The sequence below is a fragment of the Mycobacterium sp. NPDC050441 genome (assembly GCF_040655355.1).
Classification (GTDB): domain Bacteria; phylum Actinomycetota; class Actinomycetes; order Mycobacteriales; family Mycobacteriaceae; genus Mycobacterium.
In genome coordinates, this window is the sequence record NZ_JBFAJS010000002.1 from 456,188 (window position 1) to 471,882 (window position 15,695).

Annotated in this window: 12 protein-coding genes; 9 read left to right on the forward strand and 3 right to left on the reverse strand. The window is 67.9% G+C overall.

Features of this window, described 5'->3' with window-relative positions:
* Nucleotides 1–7 precede the first annotated feature (7 nt).
* The 7 genes from AB0I14_RS07310 (at nt 8) to AB0I14_RS07340 (ending at nt 9,310) form a co-directional block, all read left to right on the forward strand.
* Nucleotides 8–1,438 (forward strand): ABC transporter substrate-binding protein, encoded by a 1,431-nt coding sequence (locus AB0I14_RS07310; protein ID WP_358018066.1) that lies wholly within the window; start codon nt 8–10, stop codon nt 1,436–1,438.
* The gene (locus tag AB0I14_RS07315; RefSeq protein WP_358018069.1) at nt 1,435–2,295 is read left to right on the forward strand and encodes an ABC transporter permease; all 861 of its coding nucleotides are present in this window, start codon (nt 1,435–1,437) and stop codon (nt 2,293–2,295) included. Before AB0I14_RS07310 ends, AB0I14_RS07315 begins: the two co-directional genes overlap by 4 nt.
* Entirely contained in the window at nt 2,292–3,113 is an 822-nt protein-coding gene (locus AB0I14_RS07320; protein WP_358018072.1) for an ABC transporter ATP-binding protein, read from the forward strand. Before AB0I14_RS07315 ends, AB0I14_RS07320 begins: the two co-directional genes overlap by 4 nt.
* Nucleotides 3,110–5,794, forward strand: coding sequence for a fumarate reductase/succinate dehydrogenase flavoprotein subunit (locus AB0I14_RS07325; RefSeq protein ID WP_358018074.1), 2,685 nt, complete (start codon nt 3,110–3,112; stop codon nt 5,792–5,794). Before AB0I14_RS07320 ends, AB0I14_RS07325 begins: the two co-directional genes overlap by 4 nt.
* 62 nt (nt 5,795–5,856) lie before the next feature.
* Nucleotides 5,857–6,354 carry a DinB family protein gene (locus AB0I14_RS07330; RefSeq protein ID WP_358018077.1) on the forward strand — a complete coding sequence of 166 codons (498 nt, stop codon included), beginning with the start codon at nt 5,857–5,859 and terminating at the stop codon, nt 6,352–6,354.
* A gap of 88 nt (nt 6,355–6,442) precedes the next feature.
* Nucleotides 6,443–9,052, forward strand: a complete 2,610-nt coding sequence (locus tag AB0I14_RS07335) for a LuxR C-terminal-related transcriptional regulator (RefSeq protein ID WP_358018080.1) — start codon at nt 6,443–6,445, stop codon at nt 9,050–9,052.
* Nucleotides 9,053–9,106: 54 nt separating this feature from the next.
* On the forward strand, nt 9,107–9,310 hold the full coding sequence (locus AB0I14_RS07340) for a hypothetical protein (RefSeq protein WP_358018082.1): 204 nt from the start codon (nt 9,107–9,109) through the stop codon (nt 9,308–9,310).
* 7 nt (nt 9,311–9,317) lie between these two features.
* Here the strand turns inward: AB0I14_RS07340 and AB0I14_RS07345 are convergent, their stop codons facing one another.
* The 3 genes from AB0I14_RS07345 to AB0I14_RS07355 are packed head-to-tail and all read right to left on the reverse strand — an operon-like array spanning nt 9,318 to nt 12,923.
* Nucleotides 9,318–10,532: an FAD-dependent monooxygenase gene (locus tag AB0I14_RS07345; RefSeq protein WP_358018085.1), complete on the reverse strand. Its 1,215-nt coding sequence runs from the start codon at nt 10,530–10,532 to the stop codon at nt 9,318–9,320.
* 48 nt (nt 10,533–10,580) lie between these two features.
* Nucleotides 10,581–11,783, reverse strand: a complete 1,203-nt coding sequence (locus tag AB0I14_RS07350) for a serine hydrolase domain-containing protein (protein WP_358018087.1) — start codon at nt 11,781–11,783, stop codon at nt 10,581–10,583.
* Nucleotides 11,784–11,834: 51 nt separating this feature from the next.
* Nucleotides 11,835–12,923, reverse strand: a complete 1,089-nt coding sequence (locus tag AB0I14_RS07355; RefSeq protein ID WP_358018090.1) for an AraC family transcriptional regulator — start codon at nt 12,921–12,923, stop codon at nt 11,835–11,837.
* Nucleotides 12,924–13,111: 188 nt separating this feature from the next.
* Between AB0I14_RS07355 and AB0I14_RS07360 the strand changes: the two genes are divergently transcribed.
* Together AB0I14_RS07360 and AB0I14_RS07365 are read left to right on the forward strand one after the other, a co-directional pair.
* On the forward strand, nt 13,112–14,239 hold the full coding sequence (locus tag AB0I14_RS07360; protein WP_358018093.1) for an NDMA-dependent alcohol dehydrogenase: 1,128 nt from the start codon (nt 13,112–13,114) through the stop codon (nt 14,237–14,239).
* Between the two features lie 20 nt (nt 14,240–14,259).
* The gene (locus AB0I14_RS07365; protein WP_358018096.1) at nt 14,260–15,672 is read left to right on the forward strand and encodes an aldehyde dehydrogenase family protein; all 1,413 of its coding nucleotides are present in this window, start codon (nt 14,260–14,262) and stop codon (nt 15,670–15,672) included.
* The last annotated feature ends 23 nt before the right edge of the window (nt 15,673–15,695 follow it).

Here is a 15,695-nt window from a genome sequence, read left to right on the forward strand (position 1 = left end):
ACCTGAAGTGAAATCAGCCCTGATCGCCCTTACCGCCGGTCTCACGCTCGTGACCGCCGGTTGCTCCCTGGACTCGGCGACGAAATCTTCCGACACCGTCGATGTCGTCGTCGGCTACCAGTCCAAGACCATCAACACCGTCACCGCCGGAACGTTGTTGCGCGCCCAGGGGTACCTGGAACGCCGCCTGGCCGACATCACCACCCGCACCGGCACCAAGTACAACGTGACGTGGCAGGACTACGACACCGGCGCACCGATCACCGCGCAGATGGTCGCCGAGAAGATCGACATCGGTTCCATGGGTGACTATCCGATGCTCATCAACGGATCCAAGACACAGGCCAACGAACGCGCCAAGACCGAGATCGTCTCGGTCACCGGGTACAACCCGAAGGGTGCGCTGAACATGGTTGTGGTGGCACCGGATTCGCCCGCCAAGTCGTTGACCGATCTGGCCGGCAAGAAGGTCTCGGCCAGCGTCGGTTCGGCCGGCCACGGCATGCTGGTGCAAGCGCTCGGCAAGGGCGGTATCGACGCCAAGGCCGGTGTGGAGGTGCTCAACCAGCAGCCGCAGGTCGGCGCGTCGGCGCTGGAATCTGGTCAGGTTCAGGCGCTTTCGCAGTTCGTCGCGTGGCCGGGGCTGCTGGTCCAGCAGGGCAAGGCCAAGCTGCTCTACGACGGGGCCGAGCTGAATTATCCGACCTTGCACGGTGTGGTGGTGCGCCGGGCGTATGTGGCTGACCACCCGGAGGTCCTCGACGCCTTCCTACAGGCCCAACTGGATGCCACCGACTTTCTCAACACCAAGCCGTTGGAGGCGGCCCGCCTCGTGGCCGAGGGCAGTGGGCTGCCACAGGAGGTTGTCTACCTGTACAACGGGCCGGGCGGCACCTCGTTCGACACCACGCTCAAACCGTCGCTGGTCGACGCACTCAAAGGCGATGTGCCCTATCTGAAGTCGATCGACAACTTCGCCGACCTCGATGTTCCCGGTTTCGTGCAGGACGGACCGCTGCGGGCGGCGTTCTCGGCTCGCGGCCAGGATTACGAGAAGGCGTTGGCCTCGAACGCCAACCCGTCGGCGTTGAGCGGCACCGACCCGGTGTGCCACAGCGCTGTCGACAATCCCGCCACGGCAGGTGAGCTCTGGATTGACGGATCGGATACCACCACGGCGGCTGCGACGCCGGTGTGCCTGCTCAAGGCGATCCGGCAGGCCGAAGGCGAGGGCAAGAAGGTCCGCGCCGCCTACATCTCCGACGCCGAACTGGGTACCCGGTGGTTCGCAGACAAGGCCGTGTGGGTGCGCCTGCCCGGATCAGGCGCTGAGGGCCACCTGCCGTTCGGCACTCAGGCGGGCGCCGAGCGCTACATCACGACGCATCCCGGTGCAGCGATCGTCGACTATCAGCAAGCGCTGGCAGGTGCGGTGTGACCACCACCGACGCCGCACCGGTTGCGGTCAGCGACCTTCCGGCCGCGCCGGACGCCGCCCGTACCCGCCCCGCGCCTTCGGTCTGGCGGCATCGGCTGATCCGCCTGGCGTCGGTGGTGAGTGCCATAGTCCTGTGGCAGCTGTTGACCGCCAACGACGTACGGTTCGGTCTGCGGTTCGACACCCTGCCCACCGTCACCGAAATCACTGCGGCCCTGGTGAACCGGCTGGGCACACCGGAGTACTGGCTGGACCTCGGCCAGTCGCTGATCCGGATTCTCACCGGGTTCGGTATCGCCGCGGTGGTCGGTGTGATCACCGGAATCCTGCTGGGACGCACGGCACTGTTCGCCGACATCTTCGGCCCGCTCACCGAATTGGCCCGCCCGATCCCGGCGATCGCCATCGTGCCGGTGGCAATCCTGTTGTTCCCGAGCGATGAGGCGGGGATCGTCTTCATCACGTTCCTCGCGGCCTACTTCCCGATCATGGTCAGCGTCCGGCATGCGGTGCGTGCGCTGCCGACCATCTGGGAGGACTCGGTCCGCACCCTCGGTGGCGGTCGCCTCGACGTGCTGCGCCAGGTGGTGCTGCCGGGCATCCTGCCGGGACTGTTCGGCGGGCTCTCGGTCGGAATGGGTGTGGCCTGGATCTGCGTGATCTCGGCCGAGATGATCTCGGGCCGGCTGGGTGTGGGTTACCGCACCTGGCAGGCCTACACGGTGCTGAACTATCCCGCCGTGTTCGTCGGCATCATCACGATCGGTGTCCTCGGCTTCCTCACCGCCGCGGCGGTCGAGTTGATCGGGCGCCGGGTCACGCGCTGGTTGCCGCGTGGTGAGGAGAGTGTGCGATGACCACAACGCTTGCCGGCACGGGGATGCGGCTTGAACTCGACGGAATCACGTTGTCCTACACCGGCGCTCCGGTGATCGCGGATCTGAGCCTCACCGTGCAGCCCGGCGAGATCCTGGTGCTCACCGGTCCGTCGGGCTGCGGCAAGTCCACATTGTTGCGTGCGCTCACCGGGCTGTTGCGGCCCGACGGCGGCCGGGTGTTGGCCGACGGCGAACCGGTCACCACCACTTCGCGCGACCGCGGCATGGTGTTCCAGGACAGCGCGTTGCTGCCGTGGCGCACGGTGCGGTCCAATATCGAACTGGCCCTGCAGCTCCGCGGCGAGCCGCGCAATGGGCGTAGCGGCGAGCCGCGCAATGGGCGTAGCGGCGAGCCGCGCAATGGGCGTAGGGGCGAGCCGAAAGCAGGGAGGCGCGAGCGTGCCGACCGGTGGATCGCCGAGGTCGGCCTGTCCGGGTTCGCTGACTTCCTGCCGAAGAATCTGTCCGGCGGCATGCGGCAGCGCGTTCAGCTGGCCCGCGGCCTGGCCGGTGCACCCCGCGCGGTCATGATGGACGAGCCGTTCGCCGCGCTGGACACCCAGACCCGGGCGGCCATGCAGCGGTTGCTGATCGACACTTGGCAGGCCCATCCGACGACGATCGTGTTCGTCACCCACGACGTCGACGAGGCACTCACACTCGGTGACCGTGTCGCGGTGCTCGGGCGTGCCGGCCAGCCGTTGCGCGCCCTCATCGAGGTGGGCCAGCCCCGAACCGACCATCCCGAACGATCCGCGCTGCGCGCCGAGATCATTGCCGCCCTGGAGCATCCATGACCGAGCTGACCGAGATTCCCGATGTCGCTGACGCCGTCCGGATCGACTGCGATGTGCTGGTGATCGGCGGCGGTACGGCGGGCACGATGGCCGCACTCACCGCCGCCGAGAACGGCGCCCAGGTCCTGCTGCTGGAGAAGGCCCACGTGCGGCACTCCGGAGCGCTGGCGATGGGGATGGACGGCGTCAACAACGCCGTCATCCCGGGCAAGGCCGAGCCCGAGGACTATGTCGCCGAGATCACCCGGGCCAACGACGGAATCGTCAACCAGCGCACCGTCTACCAGACCGCCACCCGCGGATTCGCCATGGTGCAACGGCTCGAGCGGTACGGGGTCAAATTCGAAAAGGACGAGCACGGTGAGTACGCCGTGCGCCGTGTACACCGGTCCGGCGCCTACGTGCTGCCGATGCCCGAGGGCAAGGATGTCAAGAAGGCCCTGTATCGGGTGCTGCGGCAACGGTCGATGCGCGAGAAGATCCGGATCGAGAACCGGTTGATGCCGGTGCGCGTGTTGACTCATGAGGGAAGGGCGGTCGGCGCCGCGGCATTCAACACCCGCACAGGCGAATTCGTCACCGTCGCGGCCAAGGCCGTGATCCTTTCCACCGGGGCGTGCGGCCGCCTCGGGTTACCCGCGTCGGGTTATCTGTACGGCACGTACGAGAACCCGACGAACGCCGGTGACGGGTACGCCATGGCCTACCATGCCGGCGCCGAACTGTCGGGAATCGAGTGCTTCCAGGTCAATCCGCTGATCAAGGACTACAACGGCCCGGCGTGCGCGTACGTGGCCAACCCGTTCGGCGGTTACCAGGTCAATGCACTGGGGGAGCGGTTCGTCGACTCCGACTACTGGTCGGGGCAGATGATGGCCGAGGTCAAGGAGGAGATCGAATCAGCCCGCGGACCGATCTACCTCAAGGTCAGCCATCTGCCGGACGAAACGCTGACCACTCTGGAGAACATCCTGCACACCACCGAACGGCCCACCCGCGGAACATTCCACGCCAACCGGGGGCATGACTACCGCACCCACGATATCGAGATGCACATCTCCGAGATCGGTTTGTGCTCAGGGCATTCCGCGTCTGGTGTGTGGGTGGATGAGCATGCCCGCACTACGGTGCCCGGCCTGTACGCGGCCGGCGACCTGGCGTGTGTCCCGCACAACTACATGATCGGCGCGTTCGTCTACGGCGACCTCGCCGGTGAACATGCGGCCTCGACGCTTCCGGAAGTGGCGGCGCCGGACCAACTTCCGGCCGATCAGGTGGCCGAGGCCCACGAGCTCATCTACCGCCCGCTGCGTCACCCCGACGGTCCGCCGCAACCGCAGGTCGAGTTCAAACTACGACGGTTCGTCAACGACTATGTGGCACCGCCGAAGACTGCCACCAAGCTGTCGATCGCGGTACAGACCTTCGAGCGCATGGCAACCGAGGTCGAGGGGATCGGCGCCCGCACCCCGCACGAGTTGATGCGTGCCGCGGAGGTGTCCTTCATCCGTGATTGCGCGGAGATGGCGGCCCGGTCCTCGTTGACCCGGACCGAATCACGTTGGGGCCTCTACCATGAGCGTGCCGATCTGCCCCAGCGGGACGACACGGAGTGGCGCTACCACCTCAACCTGTACAAGAGTGTCGACGGCGCCATGCAGTTCGTGAAACGGCCCGTGGCACCGTATTTCGTCGCGGTACCCGAGCTGGATCACCTGACTTCGCAGGACCCGGTGACCACCGTCGACCAGCCACACCTTCACGGCGGCAGGGCTCCGGCGGCCGAGCACTCCCGGGTCCGCCCGGGATCCGCTCAGCCGCCGTCACCACGGATCGTTGCGGTACTGGCCTTGGAGGAACCGTCGCTGGAGGATCTGAGCACCTACCTGACCGACCCGGACGCCGGCGTGCGCCGTACGGCGGTCGCCACCCTCGTCGAGCATCTACCGGACGGATACCAGCCCGCGCTGGTGGCGGCCCTGGCCGACGACGACGCCGGTGTGCGGCGGGAAACTGCGGATTCGGTCCGTGAACTCGTCGAGGTGCTGCCCGACCCGGGTGCCTTCGCCGACCGGCTGGAGTCCGCGGACCCGGTGGTCCGCGCGGTGACGGTGTACCTGTTGAGTGCCCGGCGCGTAGGCAGCGCCCAGGCGTACCGGGTCGCGTCGATCGATGCCGATCACCGGGTACGGATCGAGGCGGTACGGGCCCTGGTGTCGGTCGACGATCACACCGGCGTGGCGGCAGCCACGACCGACGAGAACCGGGAAGTGCGGATCGCCGCTGTCGGCGGCCTGGCGACCCTGCGCGCCGGCGCGGATGCGGTGCGCGTGGCGCTGGACGACCCCGATCCGCTGGTGCGGGCGGCGGCCCTGGCCTCGCTCGGCGCGGTCGGCTGCACCGACGATGACGTGGTCAGTGTCGAGAAGGCATTCACCGAATCGGCCTGGCAGATCCGCCAGGGCGCGGCGCGGGCATTGGCCGGGGCGGTGCCCGCGGTCGCGGTACCCGCCCTGTCGCGGGCGCTGGAGGACCAGCACCTCGATGTCCGCAAGGCCGCGGTGCTGAGCCTGAGCCGGTGGGCGGGATCGGAGTCGACGGCCCGCCGGGCACTCACCGTGGCGTTGGACGACACCGACGCCGACGTGCGCGCGTATGCCCGCCAGGCGCTGGCGGGGTGAGCGGCACCTTTGCCGGAACGGCAAGATCCGTGCCTTAGCGCGCCGCCGCGCTGATACTGGGCATGGTGGACACAAGCCATCGTCGCAGGCACGACAATCCGCCACCGCGGACCGCGAACAGCGAATCCGAGGTCTTGCGGGGGTTTCTCGACTATCTGCGCGGGTCGATCGCGATGAAGGTCGACGGCGCGCCGGAACCGATGGCGCGCACGTCCGCGGTGCCGTCGGGGACCACGCTGCTGGGCGTCCTGAATCATCTGACGTACGTCGAACGGTGGATTTTTCTGGGGGACGATGTCACCGACTGGCAGGCGACCTTCGCTGTCGAACCGTCGGACCGCGTCGCTGACATAGTCGCCCGGTACCGGGAGGCCGTTGAGTGCGCCAACACGGTGCTCGATGATTGCGCCGACCTCGCGGCACCGGTTCCTCGATCGCGGCCGGGACGGGCCGCACCCACCGTCCGCTGGGCGCTCACTCACATGATCGAAGAGACGGGCCGCCACGCCGGCCACGCCGACATTCTGCGCGAACTGATCGACGGCACGACCGGCCGGTGACCACGCTCGGCCGGGCCCCGGACCTCTGACGACATCGAAGTTCGTCGTTACCCGTGCTAACGACCTTGTCTCGGCCTAATCTCGTTGCGTGCGACTGGCCTGGCCGCTGACGGGGCGTTTGGAAGAGACCCGGCTGATCGACGCTGCGCTGGCCTCCGCCGAACTGTCCGGGATCGTGATCTATGGGGCCGCCGGAGTCGGCAAGAGCCGAATCGCCCGCGAGGCACTCTCGACCGTGGCCGCGGGTGGTCGTGAAACCCGTTGGGCGGTAGGGACATCAGCCGCCCAGGCGCTGCCGTTGGGAACGTTCGCGCGGTGGGTGGGAACCTCGGACGCCGACAGCGTGGCGCTGGTCGGCCGGGTGATCGACGGCCTGACCGGGACATCGAACGGGAGGCCCGTGCTGGTGTGTGTCGATGACGCTCACCTGCTCGACGGGTTGTCGGGTTTCGTGTTGCAACAGATCGTGCAGCGCGGCGCGGCCAAGCTCCTGCTGACCGCGCGTACCGGTGCGCCGGTACCCGCCGAGGTTCTGACGGCATGCGAGCGCGGCCGGTTCGATCGGTTGGACCTGCAGCCGTTGTCCCGGGACGAGTCGACCCGACTGCTGACTGCCGCGCTCGGGGGTCCGATCGATGAGCAAGCAGCGCAACGGTTGTGGCGGCTTACCCGCGGCAATGTGCTGTACCTGCGCAACATTGTCGAACAGGAAGTCGCGCAGGGGCGGCTCGCCTGTCGGCAGGGCTACTGGCGGTGGACCGGAGATCCGGTGATGCCGCCGGGCCTGGTCGAACTGATCGAGACGCGAATCGGTGCCCTGCCGCCGGCGGTGAGCGAGGTGGTCGACGTCCTCGCGGTGGCCGAGCCGATCCAGCTGGAGCGGTTGGCCGCGATCACCGACGCCGATGCGGTGGCTGCGGCCGAGACCCGTGGTTTGATCACGATCGATCCCACGGACCGGGAGGTCCGGGTCGCCCACCCGCTGTACTCCGAGGTGCGGCGCAACCGGGTGCCGGGTTCCCGGTTGCGCCGACTGCGCGGGCTGGTGGCCACCGCGCTCGGCGACCGGGATGACCGCGATTCCATGCGGGTGGTGGTACGGCGGGCCACGCTGATGCTCGATTCGGATCTGCCGCCCGATCCCGACTTGTTGACCCGGGCCGCGCAAGGCGCGGTGTGGCTGTCCGACCTGGTCTTGGCCGACCGGCTGGCTCAGGGGGCGATCTCGGCGGGAGCCGGCGCGGAGGCGAAATTCATTCGTGCCCACGCGTTGTCGTGGCTCAGCCGGGGCGAGGAGTCGGATGCGGTGCTCGCCGCGATCGAGACCGGCGACCTGACCGACGACGCACGGGCCCGGCTGGCCTTCCTGCGCGCCTCCAACATGTTGTGGGCGCTCGCCGACCCGGCCGGCGCGAAGCGGCACGTCGACGATGCGGCGGCGGGCATCCCGGCGGCCGCCCGCGCCTGCATCGACGCGTTCTACACCGTGTACTGGGCTGCGATGGGTGATCCGGAACAGGCCAGGGCCGCCTTCAGCCGCCTGGACCTGGAGGCTCTGCCTGCCATCGTGGGTGCGGTGACCGCGTGGGCCGTGGCGACGTCGTGCGGCGACGCGGGACGCACCGACGAGGCCGTAGCGGCCGCCCAAGTCGGTTACCGCATCACGGACGGTTCCTTCGATGCGGCCCACACGCGGTTCGTCATCGCCGACGCACATATCGGCGCGCTGCTGCTGGCCGGGCGGATCCGCGAGGCAAACGACGAAGCCGAGCAGCTGAGCCGCCGGGCCGCCGAGCTCCCCGGCGCGGCACAGCTGTTCGGCATTGCGCTCGCGGGTCGCGCCGCGGCGGGGGCCGGACAACTCGGAGAGTCGGCTGAACTGTTGGATCCGGCGGTCGAGGTACTGCGGGCCGCGGGGGAGACGAACGGATTCGCCTATCGCTTTCAGCTGCCCCGGGCCACGGCACTGGCCATCAGCGGTCTGTCCGACGATGCTGCGGTGATCGAACTCGACGAATGTCGGCATCCCAGTTGGCAGTACCTCGCCTACGAGCATGCCTTGGTACGGGCCTGGGTCGCTGCAACGCAAGGGGCGGTATCGGAGGCCGTCGACATCGCGCTCGATGCCGCCGACACCGCCGGGGCCAACGGACAATTGGCGGCCGAGGTGCTGTGTCTGCAGACCGCGGCACAGCTCGGTGATCATTCCCGAACCCGCCGGCTCGACGAGTTGACCGGTCTCGTGGAGGGGCCACGGGTCGGTGCCGCTGCCGCGCTGTGCCGGGCCCTTGCTCGCGACGACGGTGACGGGTTGGCAAAGGCATCAACAGAATTCGAGGAATTCGGGGACCTGGTGGCGGCCGCCGACGCGGCCGGTCGCGCGGCGGTGGCGTATCGACGCAAGGACATGCGCGGGTCGACCCTGGCGGCGGCAACGCGTGCCACGACACTGGCCGAAGCATGCGGCGGCGCGGCCACGCCGGCGCTGCTCACCGCCGCCGAACGTCTGCCCTTGACCGACCGGGAACGCGAGATCGCCATGCTGATCGGCGCCGGTATGTCCGGCCGCGCGATTGCCGACCGCCTACACCTTTCGGTCCGCACCGTCGAGGGCCACATCTACCGCGCAATGGCGAAAACCGGTGTGTCCACCAGGGCCGAGCTGATAGCGCTGCTACCCCGACGGCACCGCCGCTGATTCGGGTACCGGGGTACTCAGTCTGGTTCGGCGGAACCGTCGCATCCTGGATCGATGGCCGACGAGGGCGAGGTACGCGAACAGGCATTGCGGGCGCTGCCCTTGCCGTACTCGCTGGCATTGCGGCTGCGCGACGCCGGGGTCGCCCGCGACGTCGTCTGTGAGTACCTCGGTATCGAAGAGTCCGCACTCGACGGCCTCTACCGGATCGCCGAGGCCAAACTGTCCGCGGTGTCGGCGGCCAGGGCCGGCGCGTAGCGCAGCCTCAGCGTGCCGGCAGCGGATAGTCCGGGAGGTTGACCGCGTCGGCAGTGGTGAACCATTTGCGCTCGGCGAACCCACGGAGCGGCCAGCGCTGCATCCACTTCATCACCTGAGCGGTCACCGTGACATCGCCGGACGACTTGGGGAGGTAGCCGTCAATGCCCTGCGGCAGGGCCTGGCACCGGTCGATATAAGGCCGCATCACTGCCTCGTACCGCATCAGTGCGTCCGGGATCTGCTCGGTATCAAAGCACTCGGCCGCACCGAGTTCGCCGGCCAGGACGTGGGCGCCGACCAGCGCCAGGCTCGTACCCATGCCGGACAAGGGTGAGGCACAGTAGCCGGCATCGCCGACCAGCGTCACCCGGCCGTTCGAGATGGTCGACATGTGGACCTGCAGAAAGGCGTCGAAATAGAAGTCGCCGGCGTCTGCCGCCGCGGCCAGTAACGCCTCGCAATGCCAGCCGATACCTTCGAAATATGTTGCCAGCAGGGCCCGTTGCTCGTCGGGATCGCGGCGGTCGAACGACAGGGGCCCGGACCGAAAGGCCAAGCCGGCCTTGCATAGTGCCGGCTCGTGGGCCGGGCGCATCGACGCGTTGAGTCCGGGCTCCTGATACATCAGGTACCAGCCGTCGAGCCCGGCGGTGTCCGGGGCGGTGAACCAGGCGTTGTAGCCGCCGAGCAGTTTGACGAATTGTTCTTCGGGACCGAACGCCAGCCGCCGAACCGCGGAGTGCGGTCCGTCGGCGCCGACCACCAGATCCGCGGTCACCGCAGTACCGTCGCTCAACGTCGCCTCGACGACACCGCCGGTCTGGTGCAGCGCGGTGATGCGGGTGCCGAACCGGTATTCGGCGCGCGCCCTTGTGCATTCGTAGAGTGTGTCCACCAGATCACCACGCAGGATCTCCAGTTTCGACACCACGCCGTTGCCGTGAAACGCCGTCACCGGCATCTCGGCACGACGGGTGCCGTCGGCGCGGACCCACGCGATTCCCTTCTGATCGATCAACCGGCGCCGCAGTTCGTCCATCAGGCCCATCCGGGTCACCACGTCGCGACCGGCGCCCCTCAGGTCGACAGTCTGTCCGCCCGGCCGGATTCCGGGCGCAGATTCCACCACGACCACCCGGTACCCGTAGTCGGTCAACCAATGGGCCAGCGCGGGTCCGGCGATCCCGGCGCCGCTGACAAGAACGGTGGGCTGCGTCATGGGCCACAGCGTATGCGCGGCGGATGTGACCCCGAGTCGATCAGACGCTCAGAGATCGAGCGCCTGGTACGTGCGCCGCACGAATCGGGGTTGTGCCATCTGAAGTTTCGCCGTCGAGGTGTTACCGCTGACGGCGGCCGCGTCGACCGAGAGATTCGGATGGTTCTGGACCAGATAGATCAGGATCAGATCCGCCGACGGGTCGGCCTGCCACCAGGTGCCGTAGGCGCCGGGCCAACTGAACGTGCCCAATCCGCCCGGGCCGAACAACTGGCGTGACTTCGCCGGATCGGTAACGACCGACAAGTTCAGGCCGAATCCGCGGCCCACCCAGAACGGGGCCCCGAGGAACTGGTGCTGCTTCTGTTCGGGGGTGAGTCGGTCGGTACGCATCACCCGTACCGACTCCTCGGAAAGCACGCGCACCCCGTCGATCGTCCCGCCGGCCAACAACATCCTGGCGAACTTCAAATAGTCGTCGGCGGTGGAGAACAACCCTGCCCCGCCCGTGCAGAACGGGGGATCGGTGATCGGCGCCGGCCCCATCACATCGTGGGTCAAGGTGTTGTCGGCGGTCAGTTGGTACATCGTCGCCGCACGTCGCCGGCCGGCCGCGTCGACCGAGAACCCGGTGTCGACCATGCCGAGCGGCGCGAAGATCCGTTCAGACAGCACCTGGGCCAGCGGCTTGCCCTCGATCCGGGACAGCGCGATCCCCAGCACATCGGTGGAGTGGCTGTAGGTGAGACGTTCACCCGGCTGATGGGCCAACGGCAGTTTGGCCACCTCGCCCAGCCAGCGGTCCTGATCCTGGCGCAGCGACAGCTTGCCGTAGGCCGAAGCCAGCGGACCCAGGACCGAGAACACATAGGCCAGGCCGCTGCGGTGGGTCATCAGGTCGTCGAACGTGATGGGCCGCCGCGCGGGCTCGGTGCGGTCCAGTGGGCCGCGCGCCTCGCGCAGCACGCGCATGTCGGCCAGTTCGGGCAGCCATCTGGTCACCGGCTCGTTCAGCGCGAACTTGCCCTCCTCCGCCAGCGTCATCGCCGCGGCCACCGTGACGGGCTTCGTCATGGAGGCGATCCGGAAAATGGTGTCGGCCTGCATCGGCAGCCCCGCATCGACGTCGCGGTGGCCCAGGGCGTTCACCTGGAGCACCTTGCCCGCCTGCCACACCAGCGTGACCGCGCCGGCCAACAGCCCGGCGTCGATCGCCTCACGGATGGACGTCTGATTGCCGTCGAGATTCATCCGCGCCAGCCTATCCAGCGGCGGTGTCCGCATCTGCGCGACCTCCGGGCGTCACCCGCGACGCCAGCGCCGACGGGCCCGGACCACGCTCGACCAGTCCTGGTACCCGAGCCGGTGGGCGATCTCGTAGTGCGGAATCATGCGGTCGCGCAGCAGATTGTCGGCGACGCTCCGGCGCACCTCGTCCAGGACGGCCCGGTAGGTGGTGCCCTCGCGCTCGAGGTGCCGGCGCAATGTCCGCGATGCGTAGTGCAGGTGCAGCGCCACGTCTTCCAGGGTGAGGTCGAGCGACGACTGGTCGAGTAGATGTGCGCGCACCTGGGCGGCAACACCGGTGTGGTGCAGCCGCTCGGCGCGGATGCGGTCGCAGTGGGCGACCATGAGCTGCGTCGTGTGCGCGTTCGCCATCGGCGGCGCCAGGTCGAGATACCCCACGTCATAGACGATCTCGTTGCGGGCGCACCCGAATGACACCGGAACCCGGAAATAATCCCGGTAGACATCGACGGAGCCCGTTGTCGGGGCCGCCGGGAAGGCGAATCTGATCTCGCGCAGCGGGGCCGCGTGGACGTAGGGGAACGTGTCGCGCTGGATCTGCATGACAGCGGTCAGATCACGTTCGATGACGAACCTCCGGATTCCCGCGGGCATGTCACCGGCGTCGAAGGCCAGGACGTAGTGGTCATCGTCGATGCGGGCCGTCATGGTCGAGAAGGCGAAGGTCAGCATCGCGTAGTACAGACCTCGGTGGACCGTGTCCCGCACGCTGGCCGACGAGGCCAGGAGATAGCCCAGATAGCCGTACGCGGTCAGGTGGTAGCGGCTGCCCAGTTCCACCCCCAGACCGGGACGGTCAGCGGAGACGGCGGCCAGGTTGCGGATCACCGCGAGTTCCTGGCTGGCCTCGACGACGGTCTCCGTGTCTTCCAACGAGGTGACGTCCAGGTGCGAGCCGGCCAGCAACGACTCGGCGGGGATCCCGCGCTGCGCCGCCCACTCGCACATGATCGCGACCGAAACCGCTGTGCGCGGGTGGTCCCACGGGTCGGTCATGGCCGCTATGACCCGGTTGGTCGACTGCAGGACAGGGGAGCCGGGCAGGGCGCTCTGATCTGGGGATTCAGCGGCGCCAGAGGTCATGCTGGCCAGTTTCGCCGACCCGCGAGGTCCGGTCAACGGGCTCCGAACCCTCCGAAGTGGCCGGAAATGTCGAGTTGTGGCCGGGACGGTTCTGTCGAAGAGCGAGCCACCGCCCTACGGTTCGGGATAGTGATTCACATCTCAGTTAGTCCGGGATTGTGTCCGGCGACACGCGAAGAGGGGCTCAGGTGAAAGTAAAGGCTGCTGTCGTCGAGGAGATCGGCGCACCCTGGACGATCTGCGAGGTTGATCTGGGGGACCCGGTTGCCGGGGAGGTTCAGGTGAAACTGGCCGCGTCGGGCCTGTGTCATTCGGACGCGCACGTCGTCGCCGGCAGCAGTCCGGTGCCGTTCATGCCGGTTCTCGGCGGGCACGAGGGCGCCGGGGTGGTCACCAAGGTCGGCCCCGGCGTCACCGGACTGGAAGAGGGCGATCACGTCGTGCTCGCCTTCATACCGGCGTGCGGCACGTGTCCGTCGTGCGCCGGCGGTCTGCAGAACCTGTGCGACGAGGGTGCCGGGTTGCTGACCGGGCAGGCTGTCTCCGACAAGAGCTACCGGGTGACCCGCGACGGCCAACCTGTCATCCAGATGTGCCTGCTCGGCACCTTCGCGCCGTACGTCACGGTCAGCCAGGCCTCCGTCGTCAAGATCGAGAAGGATGTGCCGCTGGAGGTCGCCGCACTGCTGGGCTGCGGCGTCTCCACCGGCTGGGGCTCGGCGACCGAGATCGGCGACACCCATCCGGGCGACACTGTCGTGGTGATGGGCATCGGCGGCGTCGGGATCAACGCCGTGCAGGGTGCGCGGTTCGCGGGTGCCCGGTTCGTCGTCGCGATCGACCCGGTCGACTTCAAGCGAAAGAAGGCGCTCGAGTTCGGAGCCACCCACACGTTCGCCTCCGTGGCGGACGCCGCTGCCGAGTTGCCCGACCTCACGTGGGGAAGGATGGCCGAGGTCTCGATCATCACGGTCGGTGAGATCAAGGGCGAACACATCCAGCAGGCGCTGAGCCTCACCGGCAAGGGCGGGCAGGTGATCGTCACGGGCATGGGCGATTTCACTCAGTCGACCGTCGACCTCAACTTGTTCGAGCTGACCCTGCTGCAGAAGCGGGTCCAGGGTGCGGTGTTCGGTGGCGTCGGTCCCCGCACCCAGGTCCCGAGGCTGCTCGATCTCTACCGCTCCGGGAATCTCAAGCTCGACGAACTCGTCACCACCCGCTACCGCCTGGAAGACATCAATCAGGGATACCGGGACATGTTCGACGGCAAGAACCTTCGCGGTCTCGTCGTCTACTCCGACGCCGACTACTGAACCGAACACAGGGGGCATTGATGCAGAACCACGACAGCAACTACATTGACGGCAAGTGGGCAGTTTCGAGTGGAACGACCCGCATACCCGTCATCAACCCGGCGAACGACGAGGTGATCGCCGAGGTCGTGGCGGGCACCACCGCCGATGTCGACGCGGCAGTCGCCGCCGCCCGAGGTGCATTTCCGGCGTGGTCGGCCACACCGGTGGGCGAGCGGGCCGACTACCTCACCGCGATCGCCGGCAAGTTGGCCGAGCGGTCCGAGGACGTGGCCCGCACCATCTCATCCGAGATGGGTTGCCCCATCACGATTTCCCGGGCGATCCAGGTGGGACTGCCGCTCAACAGTTTCGCCGAGGCCGCCAACATCGTGCGCGGGTACGAGTTCGAGAGCGAGTACCGGGGATCGACGATCGTGCGGGAGCCGTTCGGCGTGCTGGGTGCGATCACGCCCTGGAACTACCCCTTGCACCAGATCGCCCTGAAGGTCGCCTACGGATTGGCCGCGGGGAACACCGTGGTCGTCAAACCCAGCGAGGTGACGCCGTTGTGCGCGCTCGCGCTGGCCGAGATCATCGACGAGATCGGCCTGCCCCCAGGCGTGTTCAACCTGGTGTTCGGCACCGGGGCGGATGTCGGCGAGGCGATCGCCGGGCATGACGACGTCGATATCGTCAGCTTCACCGGATCCACGCGGGCCGGCCGGCGCGTACAGGAAGTCGCCGCCCGCACCGTCAAGCGCGTATCGCTGGAGCTCGGAGGCAAGAGCCCCAACATCATTCTCGACGACGCCGACCTGGACTCGGTCGTGCCCGCATCGGTCAAGACGATGATGCTCAACTCCGGGCAGACCTGCTCGGCGCTGACCCGCATGATCGTCCCGCGCGACAGGCTGGCCGAGGTGGAGGCGCTCGCGAAGGCGACTGCCGATGCACTGCCGGTGGGCGATCCCAGCGACGAGGGGACTGCATTGGGCCCACTGTCGTCCCGGGCGCAGCAGGAACGGGTGCTCGGCCACATCCGCACGGCGATGGCCGAAGGCGCACGCCTGGTCACCGGCGGTGAGACCGCAACCGACGCCCCCGGCGCCTTTGTGCGGCCGACCGTGTTCTCCGATGTCACCGAGGACATGACGATCCACCGGGAAGAGGTCTTCGGCCCGGTTCTCGCGATCGAGGCCTACGACTCGGACGACGACGCGGTACGGATCGCCAACGCAACGGATTACGGCCTGGCCGGCGCAGTCTGGTCTGCCTCACCGGAGCGTGCCGAGAGCATCGCGCGTCGGATCCGCGCCGGCCAGGTGCAGATCAATGCGGGCGCCTTCAATGCCAACGCCCCCTTCGGTGGATACAAGCAGTCGGGCAACGGGCGCGAGGCCGGTCTGTACGGGCTCGAGGAATTCCTCGAGATCAAGTCGATTCAGCGCTGACCTGACCGGCGGAATGGAGTTCA